This window comes from Actinospineispora eucalypti, from assembly GCF_039543365.1.
Taxonomy (GTDB): Bacteria; Actinomycetota; Actinomycetes; order Mycobacteriales; family Pseudonocardiaceae; genus Pseudonocardia; species Pseudonocardia eucalypti.
The window spans coordinates 68100-83211 of record NZ_BAABJP010000004.1; the positions used below are offsets into that span (position 1 = coordinate 68100).

The 15112-nt window shown below is 72.3% G+C and carries 14 protein-coding genes; 8 read left to right on the plus strand and 6 right to left on the minus strand.

Features of this window, described 5'->3' with window-relative positions:
* Positions 1-321: 321 nt before the first annotated feature.
* The 3 genes from ABEB12_RS05355 to ABEB12_RS05365 all read right to left on the minus strand — a co-directional run bounded on the left by ABEB12_RS05355 (position 322) and on the right by ABEB12_RS05365 (position 3619).
* Positions 322-1056 (minus strand): PE-PPE domain-containing protein, encoded by a 735-nt coding sequence (locus ABEB12_RS05355; RefSeq protein WP_185062656.1) that lies wholly within the window; start codon positions 1054-1056, stop codon positions 322-324.
* A 140-nt stretch (positions 1057-1196) separates the two neighbouring features.
* Positions 1197-1841, minus strand: a complete 645-nt coding sequence (locus ABEB12_RS05360) for a fasciclin domain-containing protein (RefSeq protein ID WP_185062657.1) — start codon at positions 1839-1841, stop codon at positions 1197-1199.
* Positions 1842-1957: 116 nt separating this feature from the next.
* On the minus strand, positions 1958-3619 hold the full coding sequence (locus tag ABEB12_RS05365) for a molybdopterin-dependent oxidoreductase (protein ID WP_185062658.1): 1662 nt from the start codon (positions 3617-3619) through the stop codon (positions 1958-1960).
* A 125-nt stretch (positions 3620-3744) separates the two neighbouring features.
* Here ABEB12_RS05365 and sigK point away from each other — a divergent pair, with 125 nt between their 5' ends.
* Positions 3745-4350, plus strand: coding sequence for an ECF RNA polymerase sigma factor SigK (gene sigK, locus ABEB12_RS05370; RefSeq protein ID WP_185062659.1), 606 nt, complete (start codon positions 3745-3747; stop codon positions 4348-4350).
* Positions 4347-5093: an anti-sigma factor gene (locus ABEB12_RS05375; protein ID WP_185062660.1), complete on the plus strand. Its 747-nt coding sequence runs from the start codon at positions 4347-4349 to the stop codon at positions 5091-5093. The genes sigK and ABEB12_RS05375 overlap by 4 nt, the downstream gene beginning before the upstream one ends.
* Position 5094: 1 nt before the next feature.
* Here ABEB12_RS05375 and ABEB12_RS05380 read toward each other — a convergent pair whose 3' ends face one another.
* Positions 5095-6093, minus strand: coding sequence for an RNA polymerase subunit sigma-70 (locus tag ABEB12_RS05380; RefSeq protein ID WP_185062661.1), 999 nt, complete (start codon positions 6091-6093; stop codon positions 5095-5097).
* A 140-nt stretch (positions 6094-6233) separates the two neighbouring features.
* Between ABEB12_RS05380 and ABEB12_RS05385 the strand changes: the two genes are divergently transcribed.
* Positions 6234-6992 carry an isocitrate lyase/phosphoenolpyruvate mutase family protein gene (locus ABEB12_RS05385; RefSeq protein WP_185062662.1) on the plus strand — a complete coding sequence of 253 codons (759 nt, stop codon included), beginning with the start codon at positions 6234-6236 and terminating at the stop codon, positions 6990-6992.
* Positions 6993-7102: 110 nt separating this feature from the next.
* Positions 7103-8395 carry a cytochrome P450 gene (locus ABEB12_RS05390; RefSeq protein ID WP_185062663.1) on the plus strand — a complete coding sequence of 431 codons (1293 nt, stop codon included), beginning with the start codon at positions 7103-7105 and terminating at the stop codon, positions 8393-8395.
* Between the two features lie 735 nt (positions 8396-9130).
* Here ABEB12_RS05390 and ABEB12_RS05395 read toward each other — a convergent pair.
* A complete protein-coding gene (locus ABEB12_RS05395) occupies positions 9131-10036 on the minus strand; it encodes an LLM class flavin-dependent oxidoreductase (RefSeq protein ID WP_185062664.1) in 906 nt (301 codons plus the stop codon).
* 300 nt (positions 10037-10336) lie between these two features.
* On the opposite strand from ABEB12_RS05395, the gene ABEB12_RS05400 reads away from it, so the two are divergent.
* The 4 genes from ABEB12_RS05400 to ABEB12_RS05415 all read left to right on the plus strand — a co-directional run bounded on the left by ABEB12_RS05400 (position 10337) and on the right by ABEB12_RS05415 (position 14347).
* Entirely contained in the window at positions 10337-11698 is a 1362-nt protein-coding gene (locus ABEB12_RS05400; RefSeq protein WP_185062665.1) for an aldehyde dehydrogenase family protein, read from the plus strand.
* A 113-nt stretch (positions 11699-11811) separates the two neighbouring features.
* Positions 11812-12672 (plus strand): alpha/beta hydrolase fold domain-containing protein, encoded by an 861-nt coding sequence (locus ABEB12_RS05405; RefSeq protein ID WP_185062666.1) that lies wholly within the window; start codon positions 11812-11814, stop codon positions 12670-12672.
* Complete coding sequence (locus ABEB12_RS05410; RefSeq protein WP_185062667.1) at positions 12669-13916, plus strand: MFS transporter; 1248 nt, start codon at positions 12669-12671, stop codon at positions 13914-13916. Before ABEB12_RS05405 ends, ABEB12_RS05410 begins: the two co-directional genes overlap by 4 nt.
* Entirely contained in the window at positions 13913-14347 is a 435-nt protein-coding gene (locus tag ABEB12_RS05415) for a hypothetical protein (protein WP_185062668.1), read from the plus strand. Before ABEB12_RS05410 ends, ABEB12_RS05415 begins: the two co-directional genes overlap by 4 nt.
* 114 nt (positions 14348-14461) lie before the next feature.
* Here the strand turns inward: ABEB12_RS05415 and ABEB12_RS05420 are convergent, their stop codons facing one another.
* The gene (locus tag ABEB12_RS05420; RefSeq protein WP_185062669.1) at positions 14462-15100 is read right to left on the minus strand and encodes a nitroreductase family protein; all 639 of its coding nucleotides are present in this window, start codon (positions 15098-15100) and stop codon (positions 14462-14464) included.
* Positions 15101-15112 lie beyond the last annotated feature (12 nt).

A 15112-nucleotide genomic window follows, 5' to 3' on the forward strand; every position in this document is an offset into this window, starting at 1 on the left:
CCAGGCGGTGGGTGATCGTCGTTTCTGGCGGCAGAGCCGCGCCCCGGCGACCTTGATCACTGCTCGTGGCGGATCAGCGTCGAAAATCGAGGCTAATCCGCCACAAATGACGATCACCCCCCACCACCCCCGCCCAGCCACCACCGACAGCGTCAAGGACAGCGCGGGGCGGCCAGGGGCCGTGGGTCCTGGTCGTGGAACGAACGGGAACCCGCCGGGCAGCACCCCGGCTGCGGCAAAGTTCCACGCCGCGCCGTCCAACTCGGTCTCCGAACCGGCACCGACTCACTCAGCACGGACCGAAACACTTTGAAACAGGCTCTAGCCATCGCTGGGCTGGGGGCCGCAGTTCACCCGGCGCCACCAGTGGGTGCCGTCCTCGAACTCGCCGTCGTCCAGGGTGGCCGGCATGACGTCGCGCGGGTAGCAGGAATGCTGGAGGACGTACCCGCCGGCCGCTTCCAGGGTGTTGAAGTGGCAGACCCCGTCGGTCTCGATGCAGTAGCGGGTGAACGGGATCCCGCCGAAGTCGGAGCGTCCCGGCCCGGGCGAGGTCATGGCCAGTGGCGGCGGCACTCCCACTCCCTTCGGCACGTTCGCCCCCACCCCGGTGCCGGGCTGCATCGGGTCGGCGTAGAGCTTCGCGTCGAAGCGCTCGGCCGGGATGTCGATCACGCCGTCCGCGACGTCGTTGAGCACCAGGTTCGCCACGTGGGCGCCCTGCGAGTAACCGGCGACGGTGAACCGGGCGACGCGGTCGTCGGCGTAGATGCGCTCGATCGCCTTCCGGGCGTGCGCGTGGCCCGCCGCGACGCTCTGGTCGTAGCTGGTGGCGCCGCAGGCCGGAGCGCACGCCGGATACTCCACCGGCACCGCCTTCCCGTCGTGCACCGACGGGAAGTTGGACGAGTCCGGATCGCCCGTGCCACCGATCAGGATGTAGTAGTGGTGCTCGTCCGGCCGCTCCCGCGCGGAGCCGGTCGACGGGACCCAGAGCGACACCGCCAGGAGGGCCACCAGCAGAGCGCCGGTCCAGAGGTACCCAGGTTTGCGCACGGCCGGTGCCCTCCAGATCGGGGAACAATCTTGTTCGCCGGGCGAACATACCGGTTACCCCGAGTGGTCGCGCGAGCGCCCACAGTGCAGGCGGCGGCGCGGCCCCGCCGGATGGTGGAGGGGCCGCGCCGCGGCTGATTTCAGGACCTCGCCGGCATGAGGACCTTGTCGATGACGAACACGGTGGCGTTGGCGGTGGGGATGTTGCCGCACAGCACATTGGCGGTGTTGCCGGCGGCGTCGGTCACGGTCATGCCGGCGCCGGTGTTGGCCACCTTGAGCTCCCCGCCGGGCAACGGGCTGACCTGTCCGGCCTGGGCGAGCCCGTCGCGGTCGTAGCGTTGGCCGACGACGTGGTACTGGAGGATTCCGCCTAGCGCCTGCTTGTCCTTGAGCAGGGCGTTGAACCTCTGCTCGCCCATGGCCGACTTCACCTGGGCGAACGCCGGGTCGTAGGGCGCGAACACGGTGATGGCCCGCTGCTGGTTGAGGGTTTCCACCAGCCCGGCGGCCTTGACCGCGCCGACCAGGGTCTTCAGCAGCGGGTTGGTGGATGCGGCGCTGGCCACCGGCTGGGGACCCATCGCGTTGAGCGACCCCGGCGCATTGCCCTGCGGCAGCTGACCGCAGGCCGGGCCGAACGTGTCGGACGCGGTGGTGACCCCGTCACTGGCGGCCACCGCGGCGATGGGTCCCGGGGTGGGGTGTTCGCTTCCGCAGGCGCTCACGCCCAGGGCGAGGGCGGTGGCAGCGGCGGCGGCGAGCAGGCGCTGGATGTAGGGCATCGGGAAACATCTCCTCGGCTTCGGTCGGTTTGGTGGATCCACCTCGGCGTTCGCGGCCGGGGGCGGGACGGATCGGTCCGGGTTTGCGATCCACCCGCCCGGGTGAGCGGCCGAGGTCAGCGAGCGGTGAAGTTGATGACCGGCCAGCCCTGGGCGCCGTCCGGGATGGGCGGGGCCGGTTCGGCGGGCTGCCGGAGCCCCCGCCGGTCGGTGGCGCGGCAGGAGATGAAGTGGCTGCCGGGCGCCACCCCCAGGTCGGCCCGCCACATGCGCCAGGTGTGCCCGCCGACCTCGGCGGACAGCGTGGCCGGCCGCCAGGGGCCGTCGTCGAGGCGGACCTCGACCCCGGCGATGCCGTGCGGTTGGGCCCAGGCGATTCCGGCGGCGGTGAGCGGCCCGGCGGGGATTACCTGGAAGCCGCGGGGCCGGTCGATCCGGGACTGGGTCTTGATCGGCGCGGCGCGCGCCCATCCCCGGTCCAACCAGTAGGCGCGCCGGTCGGCGAACGTGGTCAGCTCGAGGTCGGTGAGCCACTTGGTGGCCGAGACGAACCCGTAGAGCCCGGGCACCACCATCCGCGCGGGGTAGCCGTGCTCGGCGGGCAGCGGTTCACCGTTCATCGCCACCGCGAGCAGCGCTCCCCGGCCGGGCTCGAGCAGCACGTCCATCGGGGTACCGGCGGTCCAGCCGTCCACGCTGGTGGAGAGCAGTTGGTCGGCCCCCGGGCGCGGCCCGGCCTCGCGCAGCAGCGGCGCCAACTCGACACCGGTGAACACGGCCGTGGAGATCAGCGGGCCGTTGACCTCGTTGGACACGCAGGTCAGCGTGATCGGGCGGTCCACCAGCGGGCGGGCCAGGAGCTGGCGGTAGTCCAGCCTCAGCTCGCGCTCCACCATCCCGTGCACCCGCAGTGACCAGTCCGTGGCGGACAGCGCGGGTACCCGCAGCGCGGTGTCGATGCGGTAGAAGTCCGGGTTCGGGGTGAGGAACGGGGGCGTGCCGGCGGCGGCGAAGTCCGCGCCCGGCGGGATCGGAGTGGCCGGGCGGGCGGCGGCCAACCGCGCGGCCAGCGCCCGCGCCGCCGGGTCGGCCCGGGAACCGAACAGCCGGCCGAACGCGTCGGCGCCCACCACGGCGCGGACCGAAGCAGGGCCGGCGACAGCGGTGCCGGCCGCAGCCAGCCCGACCCCGGCCGACCAGCGCAGCAGCGTCCGCCGCCGCACCCCGCGCCACCCCGCCCCGCCCGGTTTCGGCCCGCCCGGTTTCGCGCCGCCCGGTTTCGGGCCGCCCTCCGGGGGACGTCCCCGCCGGTTGAGCCAGCCCAGCGTGGCCAACCCGACGCCGAGCGCGGCCGCCGGGGCCAGCAACTGGGGCGGCCGGAACACCGGTGAGGTGGCCGCCGCCGCGAGCCCCAGAACCCCCAGCAGCCCGACGACCACCGCGCCGATCACCGGCCGCCGCCGCGCGCCCAACCCGCCGATCACCGCCGCGGCGAGCAGTAACCCGGCGATGCCCAGCTGCAGGGCGAGCTTGTCGGCGACGCCCGCCGCCAGGCCGGGCACGGTGAGGCTCTTGCCGAACTCGACCGCCCAGGGCGGGGCGAGCCGCACCACCGCATCCCCGACCGCCCCGAACGGGGACGACCCGGGGGCGACAACCGCGGCCACCAGTTCCCCCGCCCCCACCGCGGCGGCCACGGCCGAGGCCGTCACCACCACCCCGCCCGGAACCCGTGCGTCACGCGCCGGCCTGGGCCGGTCATCGGCGGTACTGTCCATGTTCTCCACGCGAGTCGTTCGCCGGGCTCGGGCCTCCGGATTGCCGACCGGGCGATTTCCGGCCGGACACCAATCCGCGGGCCCAGCCGCTCCGAAGTGCTCTGGACGCCGCGGAAAGGGGATCCATGGACGGCACCACCTGGCCGGGGCCCGCCGGACGGCGCGCACCGGACCCGCCGGCCGACGCGGCCAGCCCGGAGGAGCTCCTGCAACAGGCGGCCCGGGGCGACGAGCGCGCCTTCGAGCTGCTCTACGACCAGCTCTGCCGGCCGGTGTTCGGGCTCGTGCGCCGGGTCGTGCGCGACCTGCCCCAGTCCGAGGAGGTCACCCAGGAGGTGTTCGTCGAGCTGTGGCGCACCGCCTCCCGCTTCGACCCCGACCGGGGCAGCGCGCTGAGCTGGACGTTGACCCTGGCGCACCGGCGCGCCGTGGACCGGGTCCGCTCCGACCAGGCCCGAGGTGACCGCGAGCGACGGGCCGGCCAACTGGCCCAGGAACGCGACTTCGACACCGTCGCCGAAGCCGCCACCCGCAGCCTCGAGCGCGAGCAGCTCCGCCGTTGCCTGAACTCACTCAGCGCGCTGCAGCGCCAGTCCGTGCAGCTCGCCTACTACGACGGCCGCACGTATCACGAGGTCGCCGCCCTGCTGGACCGGCCGTTGGGCACGATCAAGACCAGGATGCGGGACGGCTTGATCCGGCTGCGCGACTGCCTGGGGGTCACCCGGTGAACCCCGACGCGCACACCCTCACCGGCGCCTACGCCCTCGACGCGCTGGACCCGGCCGAACGCCGCCTCGTCGACGAGCACCTGCGGGACTGCCCGCCGTGCCGGCAGGAGGTACGCGAGCTGCGCGCCACCGCGGCCCGGCTCGCACTGGCCGTCGCGCAGGACCCGCCCGGGCAACTGCGGCACCGGGTCCTCGCCGAGGTTCACCGCACCCGCCAGCAGCCCCCGGCGGCCCCGGCCGGCGAACCCGGCCCGGGGAAGGCGTGGCGCTGGAGCGCCCGGACCAGGCGGGCGGCCACCGCCGCCGCGGTCGCCGCATCGATCGCCGTCGCGGTCGGGACCGGCGCGCTCGCCGTTCGCAACCAGGCCGAGCTCGACGGCGCCCGCGCGCGGCTGGCCCAGGCCCACACCCAGTACGAGCAGGTGGCCTCGCTGCTGGCCGCGCCGGATTCGCGCGCCACCACCGTGCCCGCCCCCGGCGGCACCGCCACGCTGGTCACCTCCCGCCGGCTCGACCGGGCACTCCTGATCACGACCGGCCTGCCCACCCCGGACCCCGCCCACGACTACCAGGTGTGGCTGATCGGCAGCGACGGGCCTCGCCCGGCCGGGCTGATCTCCAGCGGGCCGTTGCTCATCGGCGGCCTGGTCGACGGCGAGATCGTCGCGGTCACGCTCGAGCGGGCCGGCGGCGCCCCGCAACCCACCACCCAACCGATCCTGAAACTCGAACTGCCCACCTGAGCTACTGATCGCTGAGGGTCCGGGGCAGCCCGAAGTGGGGGGCGACCGCCGTCTCGAACTTGACCAGCTCGTGGACCCGGTCGCCGGCGAGGGTCACCACGATCAGCCCGATGAGGCGCAGGTTGCCGGTGACCGGGTCGCGGACGTACTCGCCCCACGCGGGCTGCCCGTTGGCCCGGACCGGCACCAGCCGGTCGATCCGCCGCAGGCGGGCGCGGATCACGCCGAGGAACTCGCGCACGGCCTCGCTCCCCCGGTACTCGAACGGCAGCGGCGGCATCCGCAGCCAGGCGTCGTCGGTCATCAGCGCGACCAGCGCGTCGACGTCGAGCTCGGTGAAGGCGGCCACGAAGCGGTCCAACAGCGTGCGCTCCTCGGGGCCGCCCGGCTCCGGCGGCGGCGCCTCGCGGGATTGAGCCGCGTTCATCTTCGCGCGGGCGCGCTGCAGGGCGCTGGTGACCGCGTCCTCGGTGAGGCCGAGCAGCTCGGCGGTCTCGCTCGCGCGGTAGCCGAGCACGTCACGCAGCAGCAACACGGCGCGCTGGTTCGGCGGCAGCAACTGCACGACGGTCACGAACGCCAGCGAGATCGCCTCGCGCGACTCGTACCGGGCCTCCGGCCCGGGTGCCTGGTCGGGCGGCTCCGCCAGCAGCGAGTCGGGGTACGGCTGCAGCCACGGCACCTCACCCCGGCTGCTCGGCTCGGGCAGTGCCGGCGGCGCGTCCGGGGCCGGCGGCCGCCGGCGCGATGAACGCAGCAGGTTGAGGCAGCGGTTGGTGGCGATCCGGTAGAGCCAGGTCCGGAGGGACGCGCGCCCGGCGAAGCCGTCCAGGCCGAGCCAGGCCGCCAACAGCGTCTCCTGCAGCGCGTCGTCGGCGTCCTGCAGCGAACCGAGCATGCGGTAGCAGTGCACGTGCAGCTCGCCCCGGTGCGGCTCGACCAGGGCGGCGAACGCATCGCGGTCGCCCATGCGCGCCCGTTGAAGCAGATCCACCGACATCCGCCACCTCCAGATCCTCACCGGTACAGACACCGGCGGCGGGCGGAACTGGTCGCTTCCGGGGTGACCAGTTTGCGGCGGGCGCGGTGTCTACCCGGTAGGTACATGATGATCAGACCGAACCGACCCGGAGGGGAACCATGACCACCGACCTCAAGGCCCAGGCCGACCAGCTCCGCCGGCTGCACCACGGCCCCGAGATGCTGGTCCTGCCGAACGTCTGGGACGCGGCCAGCGCCGAGATCGTCGCCGGGGCCGGGTACCCGGCGGTGGCCACCGCCAGCGCGGCGATCTCGGCGATGCTCGGCTACCCCGACGGCGAGGGCGCGCCCTGGCGGGAGATGTTCGCCGCCGCCGGCCGGGTCGCCCGGGCGGTGCCGGTCCCGGTCACGGTGGACGCCGAGGCCGGGTACGGCCTGCAACCGCGCGAGCTGGTCGACCGCCTGCTGGAGATCGGCGTGGTCGGCTGCAACCTGGAGGACAGCGACCACCGCTCGGGCGGGCTGGTCGACCCCGGCGCGCAGGCCGAACGGCTGGCCGCGATCCGCGCCGCCTCGGAGGACGCCGGGGTGCCCATCGTCATCAACGCGCGCACCGACGGCTTCCTGCCCCGGTCCGGGGTGGCCGAGCCGGAGCGGGTTGCCGAAGCGGTGCGCCGGGGCCGCCGCTACCTGGAGGCCGGAGCCGACTGCGTCTACCCGATCGGCGTCGGCGACGAGCACGACATCGCCGCGCTGGTCACCGAGCTGCCCGGGCCGGTCAACTCGAACACCCGCCCCGGAGGCCCGGACCTGGCCCGGCTGCGCGAGCTGGGCGTGGCCCGGGTCTCCTACGGTCCCCGCTTCTACCGCCAGGCCCTCGCCGACCTGAAGACGGCGGTCGAGCTGCTCCGGCCGTAAGCACCTGACAAGTTAGTTAGGGATACTTTATTAATCCCGGCAATACCGGCCTTGATCTCATGGGTACAGTGGTCCTCTTTTGTTGTCCCAATTTGGTGGTGGTATTGCTTATGGCGCCCAAACATCAGGCCGAAGTCGCGACCGGATACGGGCTGGCCGGGTCGAGGTTCTGGTCGGCCCCGGAGTCCGAGCGGCTGGACGCGTTCACCCGGCTGCGGGCCGGCGAGGTCTCGCGTTGGATCAAGGTGCCGCACATACCGTTCATGGCCGACTCCAACGACCGCGCGTGGGCCCTGGTACACCACGCCGAGGTGGTGGAGGCCAGCCGGCGGTCGGACCTGTTCAGCAGCGAGCCGACGGCCAACTCGGTGCGCGACTTCCCCGGCTTCCTGGACAAGTACTACGGCTCGATGATCAACATGGACGACCCGAGGCATTCCCGCAACCGCACCGTGGTCTCCCGCGCGTTCACCCCCAGGGTGCTGGCCAAGATGGAGGTGGACCTGCAGCGGCGGGCGTCCGCGATCGTGGACGACATCCTCAAGGAGGGGCCGGACGACTTCGTCACCCAGGTCGCCGCCCGGCTGCCCATCGAGGTCATCTGCGACATGCTGGGAATTCCGGAGAAATACCGGGAGGAGATCTATCCGCTGACCAACCGAATTCTGGGTTTCAACGACCCGGAATACAACGGCGGAATCAGGCGGTTCGACGACGACACGACGCTGCTGGACGCAACGAAGTTCGTCACCGGCCTGGCCGGCGCCGGGCTGCGGCTGTTCAAGATTGCCAACCAGCTCGCCAAACAGCGGGTGAAGGAACCGACCGACGACGTCACCTCGATGCTGGTCGCCGGGCAGGACCACGACAACCTGACCCCGCAGGAGTTCGCCTCGTTCTTCCTGCTGCTCGTGGTGGCCGGAAACGAGACCATCCGCACCGCGCTGTCCCATGCCGTGCACCTGTTCACCCAGAATCCGGACCAGCTGCGCATGCTGCGGGCGGACTTCGAGGGCCGGATCGGCGGCGCCATCGAGGAGATCGTCCGCTATTCCACGCCGGTGATCTGGTTCCGGCGCAACGTCACCCGGGAATGCTATTTCCACGGCAAGGAGCTGTTTCCCGGGAACAAGGTCTTCCTCTACTACAACTCGGCCAACCGGGACGAGAAGGTGTTCGCCAACCCCAACCGGTTCGACATCACCCGCACCCCCAACCCACACGTCGGCTACGGCGGCCCCGGCCCGCACTACTGCCTGGGCGTGCACCTGGCCCGCCGGGAGATGACCGTGATGCTGCGCGAGCTGTACACCCGCCTGCCCAACCTGCACACCACCGGCGAGCCCGCCCGGCTCACCTCCTACCTGATCAACGGCATCAAACACATGTCGTACGCCTACTAGTGCCGTGTCGCGGCTGGTTTTGCGTGGTTGCCGCTGGTTTGGTGGTGGCTGGGTTCGGCTGACGGCTTGGACGGCGCGGCCTGGCTAGTCTGCCGGGGCCTCGAGTGCCGCCGGTGACGTTCCAGCCGGGTTGCCTCCCACCGTTGTTACGGTGGGTGATGATCGGGTCGGCGTCCGGCACGGTGCGTTCCTCGACATCGACGTCAATCTGGTTTCGGGGCGCGACTGACCAGACTGCTGTCGATGTCGATGAACGATTTCCGGGCAGCCTTAGCTCGGACCTCATCGACGTTACGGCGCGTGACCGACAGCGGGCATCCACCCCGGCGACGGTGTACCAGGCAGCGGGGTCGTGCTCTAGGCTTGATCGCCAGCCGCGGTGGCCCGGGTAATCCGCGTTCACCGACCGGCTCCCCGCCGAGTTCATCTCCAGAGACCTTTTCCCAAGATCGAACGTCTCTCATGTGGAACTCGGCGCGGTCCTCGCTCCCGGCGCAAGCCACGGCGACGCCTCGACAGGCTCCAGGCGCATACCGCTCGTCACGTTCACCCCAACTGTCACGGCAAGTGAGTTCCGATTAGCCGCCGTTACGTATCTCGACTAGTTGTCGCGAGTGCCTGCCCGGGGCGTCATGGTGCCCGTGGCGGAGGTGATCGTTGTTCGTGGCGGTTGGGCCGCGAAAATCGCGGCTGGACCTCACGGCCGGCGATCGTCGGTGATCTTCAGGTGCTGGGCTATCGCGATGTGGGAAGGTTGTGAACGCGCGGAACTACTTCGGCGCCGATGCGCCGGAACGAGTCGAGCATCAGCTGTTGCTCGCCCACGATGTGCCGCACGAGCACATGTTCGAAGCCCAGCGCCCGGTACTCCTCGAGCTGCTGGACGACCGTCTCCGGCGCGCCCACCAACAGCTGGTCCATTCCGACGCCGCGATAGCCCTCGGCGAGAATCTTTTCCACGACACTCTCGGCCTCGGCGTCGGACGAGCCCACGAAGATGTCCCGCCGGAGCACGGGAAGCGGTTCACGGCCGTGGCGGGCCGCCGACTCCCGGTAGGCGTCGAGCTGCTCGACCAGATCGGTGCGGGTGGCGTTCTGCCCGGTCAGCCACCCGTCTCCCAGCCGTCCGGCCCTGGCCGCCGCGGTACGCACGGTGCCGGCGACCCAGATCGAGACGGGGACCCTCGGAGTCGGCCCCGCCTGCACCCGGTCCAGGGAGTGGTACCGCCCCGGCACCGTGGCCGGTTCGCCGTCCAGCATCGCGCGCAGCGCCGCGAGGAGCTCCTCGAGCCGCCCGACCCGGCTGGTCTCCTCCATCCCGAACGCCGTGAACTGGCGTTCACCCTGACCGAGCGCCAGCGCGATGGTCAGGGGCGCCTCCGCGAACGCGGCGAGCGTGCCGATCTGTTCCGCGAGCAGCACCGGGTTGTAGAACGGCGCGAGCAGGACCATGCCCAGCGGCATCCGGCCCGCCGACGGCATCAGGCGCGCGAGCGTCGGGACCGGTGAGAACGCGTTCGCGTATCCGGGCGGCACCGCGTGGTGGTCGCCGACGAGCAGCATGTCCAGCCCGGCCTCGCGCGCGGCCACCGTCGCCTCGACCAGGTTCCGCGCCTGGTCGCCGGTCGACATCGCCCCCATCGGGCGCTCGATGAACCCACCCTTGGGTAGCGCGTCGAGGGCCGCGCGAAATGTCGGGTAGGTATCCGGAGATGTCGGAAAGACGAATCGAAGCGACGTCCCGAGCTTCATTCGAACCACCCTAATGGTCGCGCTGTGGCTGAGCTCACAAATACACCGCACGGGGCTACCAGGAGTGATTCACGCGGCGAATCAGCCGATCCAAGACATCATCGAGCCGCCTCCTTGCCGCGCGGTACCGGGCGTGGACACGGTGTTCACGACGAGCATGGGTGCCCGCCGGAACGGAGATCCACGAGCATGTACACAGTCACCAACCCGGCGACGGGCGAGCTGATCGAGACGGTCCCGAACTCGACCGACGAGGAGGTCCGGGCGGCGATCGAGCGCGTGCACCTCGGCTACTCGTCGTGGCGGCGCCGGCCGGTCACCGAGCGGGCGAAGATCGTGTCGCACGCCGCCGAGCTGTTCGCCGAGCGCGCCGACGAGCTGGCCGCGATCATGACCCTGGAGATGGGCAAGCGGGTCAACGAGGGCCGGGGCGAAATCGGCGTCGTGGTCGACATCTTCAACTACTACGCCGACAACGGCCCCGCGCTGCTGGCCGACGAACCGCTGTCGATCAAGGGCGGCGAGGCGGTGATCACCAAGGGGCCGATCGGCGCGCTGCTCGGCATCATGCCCTGGAACTTCCCCTGCTACCAGGTCGCCCGGTTCGTCGCGCCCAACCTGGTGCTCGGCAACACGATCCTGCTCAAGCACGCCTCGATCTGCCCCCGGTCGGCGCTCGCCATCGAGCGGGTCCTGCGCGACGCCGGCGTGCCCGAGGACGCCTACGCCAACATCTTCGCGTCCAGCAAACAGGTCCCGTGGATGCTCGCCGACCCGCGCATCCAGGGCGTCTCCCTGACCGGCAGCGAGCAGGCCGGCATCGCCGTGGCGGCCGAGGCCGGGCGGAACCTGAAGAAGACGGTGCTGGAGCTCGGCGGGTCCGACCCGCTGATCGTGCTCGACTCCGCCGACCTGGACGAGACCGTGAAGGCCACCTCGACCGCGCGGATGCGCAACTGCGGCCAGTCCTGCAACGCGCCGAAGCGGATGATCGTGCTGGCCGACATCTACGACGAGTTCGTCGACCGGCTGAGCGAACGCGTGTCGAGCTTCTACCGGCCGGGCGACCCCGCCGACCCCGCGACCAAGCTCGGGCCGCTCGCCTCGGTGGCGGCCGCCGACGAGGTGGCCGACCAGATCGACACCGCGGTCCGGCAGGGCGCAAAACTTCGGGCCGGCGGCCGCCGCATCGGCGGACCGGGCGCCTACCTCGAGCCCACCGTGCTCACCGACGTGACCCCGGAGATGGCCGCCTACTCCGAGGAGATCTTCGGCCCGGTGTTCCTGGTGTTCCGCGCCGAGACCGAGGCCGAGGCGATCGAGCTGGCCAACGACAGCCCGTTCGGGCTCGGCGCCAGCGTCTGGGGCACCGACCGGGAGCGGGCCCGCCACGTCGCCGAGCAGATCGAAGCCGGCATGGTCTACCTGAACAGCGCCGGCGGCTCGCAGGCCGACCTGCCGTTCGGCGGCATCAAGCGCTCCGGAATCGGCCGCGAGCTCGGCCCCGCCGGCATCGAGGAGTTCATGAACCAGAAGTCCATCCGCCTCTAGGGCCGGCCATCGATATGCACAAATAGCTATGTGACCACCGCGGATAGGCATTAGTCGGGCATACGTCGGCCCGGAGAGGATGTGGCCTCCGACACTGGAGTGGGGAGCCCGACATGGACACGCTCAGCCCGGCCCGACCGGCCGACGCGACCGGCTTCTTCACCGTCCGGAACCCCGACGCATACCACCCGGACTGGGCCGGGTTCTACGCCTCGGCGCTGGCCGGCCGGGAGGCGGTGCGCCGCCGATTCCCGCACCGGCTCGACCTGAAGTACGGCGCCGACCCCTACCAGCTGGCCAACGTCTACCACCCGGAGCGCGGCACCGGCTGCCCGGTGATCGTGTACTTCCACGGCGGCCGCTGGCGGGAGGGACACCCGGCGTTCTACGACCAGCTCGCCGGACCGTGGGTCGAGGCGGGAGCGGTGTTCGTCTCCTGCGGCTACCGGCTGACCCCGGAGCACACCATCGCCGACGCGGTGGACGACGCGGTCGCCGCCGTGCGGTGGGTGGCGGAGAACGCCGCACGCTACGGCGGCGACCCCGCCCGGATCACCGTCGCGGGCCACTCGGCCGGCGGCCACCTGGCCGCGATGGCCACCATGACCGACTGGGCCGGCTCCCCCGTACCCGCGCGGGCGGCGGTCTGCATGAGCCCGCCCGTGCAGCTGGCCGAGCCCGGACAGCCCGGCGCCGAGGTCAGCCCCGCGCTGCGCATCACCGGGGCGCCGGGCCGGGTGGTCGTCTCGTTCGGCGATCCGGAGCCCAACCGGAAGGCCGACGACGACCGCTTCCTCACCCGCCAGGGCCAGTTGCTGGTCGACGCGCTGACCGCCGCCGGTCATCGGCCGGTCCGGGTCACGCTGCCGGACACCGACCATCTGGGTACGGCCACCGCGTTCGCCGACCCCGGCTCGGCGCTGTTCACGGCGGCGCACCGAGCGGTGTTCGGCCTGGACGGGGGCTCTCGATGACCACGCCGGAAGCCCGGCGGGCGATCCACCGGCCGGTGCTGGCGCTGGCGTTCCTGGCCGTGCTGCTGGACGGGTTCGACACCGCGACGCTGGCGTTCGTGGTACCGACCCTGGCCGCCGAGTGGGGGGTGAGCCCGGCCAGCTTCACGCTCCCCCTGGTGCTGACCAACCTCGGCGTCGTCGTCGGCTACCTGTGCTGCGGCGCGCTGGGCGCCCGGATCGGCCGCCGCGCTGTGCTCGTCGCGGGCGTCACGCTGTTCGCGGTGACCACGCTGCTGGTGGCGGCCGTGTTGCCGGCCCGCTCGATACTCCTGCTCGGGGCGGTGCGGGCGCTCACCGGGCTGGGGCTGGGCGCGGTGCTGCCGGTCGCGGTCTCCCTGGCCACCGAGTTCTCCCCCGCGCGGCGCCGCGAGGTCGTGTCGGTGACCGTCACCCTGGGCCTGGCCTCCGGGGCGACCCTGGGCGGGTTCTTCGGCGGCCGGCTGATCACGCTGCTCGGCCCCGAGGGGGTGTTCGTGTTCGCCGGCGTGCTGCCGCTGCTGCTGGCCGGGGTGATGGCGTGGCGGCTGCCGGCCGAACCACCGGCCGAAGCGACGGGCCGGCACGCGGCCCGGGTGGGCCGGCTGTTCGACCCGGGGTGGCGGGCCAGCACCGGGCTGCTGTGGGCCTTCTCCTTCCTGGTCTTCGTGGCGGCCTACACGCTGACCTCGTGGGTTCCCACGCTGCTGACCGGCTACGGGTTCAGCCCGACCCAGGCGCCGCTCGGGCTGGCGTTCGTCAGCCTCGGCGGCGTGCTCGGCGGAATCCTGCTCATCCCGGTCGCGGCGCGCATCGGCATCGCGCCCGCCCTGATACTGATGCCGCTGATCGGCATGGCCTGCATGGTGCTGGTGGCCCGCGCGCCGCTTCCCGACAGCCTGCTGCTGCTCGCGCTCGGCGGGGCGGGGCTGGGTGTGACCGCCAGCCAGATCGGCCAGCTGACGCTCGCCGTGGCCCTCTACCCGACCGGCACCCGGACCACCGGCGTCGGCTGGGCCGCGGCGCTCGGGCGGGCCGGCTCGATCGTCGGCCCCGCGGTGGCGGGGATCCTGATCGGCCTCGCGCTGGCCGGCCGGGACATCATCCTGCTCACCGCCCTGCCGGTCGTGGCGGCGGCCATCTGCGCCGGTCTGCTCTGGCGCGGCGGGGTCCGGACCCCCCGGGCGGAACCGCCCGCGCTGCTCGACCAACCGCGCTCGGCGTGACGACCGGTTGGTACGACCTCGGTGACGTCACCGTGGTGCCGATCGTGGAGACGCCCCGGCTGCTGATCGCGCCGGCCGAGTTCTTCCCCGGCACCCGGGTCGACCGGGACGAGTGGTGTTTCCAGCAACCGTGGTTCGACGCCGCCACCGGCAGCCTGGTGTACGCCATCCGGTCCTACTGCGTGGACCCGGCGGCCGCCGCGCGGGCGCGCAACCGGTTGCTGGCCGGCGCCGCCGCCTCCGGCACGCCGATCGTGCCGACCCACTTCGCCCATCCCGCCCCGGGCCGGGTCACGCCGACCACCACCGGCTACACCTTTCGCCCGGCGTCCGACCTGCTGCGGAAAAGCTCGAGCATGGTGGTCCAGTCGGGGCCCCGGCGGGTGGCGTGCGCGAGGCCCTCGGCGCGGCGCCGCGGTGGCTGCCGATGAGCTCAAGAGCCGCGTCGGCCAGCCGTAGCGGCCGAGCCCGCGACCGCCGAGCCGGAATGGCGGCGCTTCTTCCCCGGCCTGGACTACCGGCCGCCCTGCCCCGGCCGACGCCGGTCACCGGAACAGCGGCCGGCCGAACGTCTCGCCGAACGTGATCTCCTCGACCGGAGCGCGGGTGAGCCGCCCGGGGAAGGGACGCTCCGGGTAGCCGACCGCGATGTGGCCGGCGGTGGCGTACCCGTCGGGGATCTCCAGCAGCGCCTTGACCGCCGGTTCCTCGGTGCACAGCAGCGTGGTGAACGCGCTGGCCACGCCCTCGGCGCGCAGCGCGAGCAGCAGATTCTGCACCGTGGGGTACACCGAGCCGCCGCCCACGATGGACAGCCGGCCGAGCTGCGCGTCCGTGGCGTGGAGTGCGGCGATCTCGGCACAGGCGACCACGATGACCGGCACACCGGCCAGGCCGCGTGCGAAGTGGTCGGCGTCGCGCACGATCGCCGGTGGCGCACCGACCTGGACCTGTCCGGCCGTCACCGCCTCGTGGTAGGCCGCCCAGTGCGGGAGGTACAGGTCGGCCAGGGCCTGCTTGCGCCCGGGGTCGCGGACCACCACCCAGCGCACCGGTTGCCGGTTGCCGCCCTGCGGCCCGAACCGGGCCATCTCGAACGCCCGGTACAGCACCTCGTCCGGCACCGGGTCGGCCCGGAAGTACCGGCAGGTCCCCTGGGTGCGCATCGCCTCGCTCAGCTCCATCGCCGCGCGCCC

What these genes read in the sequence shown, in the direction of transcription:
- ABEB12_RS05360 (WP_185062657.1), bottom strand. Translation starts at nt 1,841, where the DNA reads ATGCCCTACATCCAGCGCCTGCTCGCCGCCGCCGCTGCCACCGCCCTC.
- ABEB12_RS05365 (WP_185062658.1), bottom strand. Translation starts at nt 3,619, where the DNA reads ATGGACAGTACCGCCGATGACCGGCCCAGGCCGGCGCGTGACGCACGG.
- sigK (WP_185062659.1), top strand. Translation starts at nt 3,745, where the DNA reads ATGGACGGCACCACCTGGCCGGGGCCCGCCGGACGGCGCGCACCGGAC.
- ABEB12_RS05380 (WP_185062661.1), bottom strand. Translation starts at nt 6,093, where the DNA reads ATGTCGGTGGATCTGCTTCAACGGGCGCGCATGGGCGACCGCGATGCG.
- ABEB12_RS05385 (WP_185062662.1), top strand. Translation starts at nt 6,234, where the DNA reads ATGACCACCGACCTCAAGGCCCAGGCCGACCAGCTCCGCCGGCTGCAC.
- ABEB12_RS05390 (WP_185062663.1), top strand. Translation starts at nt 7,103, where the DNA reads ATGGCGCCCAAACATCAGGCCGAAGTCGCGACCGGATACGGGCTGGCC.
- ABEB12_RS05395 (WP_185062664.1), bottom strand. Translation starts at nt 10,036, where the DNA reads ATGGGGGCGATGTCGACCGGCGACCAGGCGCGGAACCTGGTCGAGGCG.
- ABEB12_RS05400 (WP_185062665.1), top strand. Translation starts at nt 10,337, where the DNA reads ATGTACACAGTCACCAACCCGGCGACGGGCGAGCTGATCGAGACGGTC.
- ABEB12_RS05405 (WP_185062666.1), top strand. Translation starts at nt 11,812, where the DNA reads ATGGACACGCTCAGCCCGGCCCGACCGGCCGACGCGACCGGCTTCTTC.
- ABEB12_RS05410 (WP_185062667.1), top strand. Translation starts at nt 12,669, where the DNA reads ATGACCACGCCGGAAGCCCGGCGGGCGATCCACCGGCCGGTGCTGGCG.
- ABEB12_RS05420 (WP_185062669.1), bottom strand. Translation starts at nt 15,100, where the DNA reads ATGGAGCTGAGCGAGGCGATGCGCACCCAGGGGACCTGCCGGTACTTC.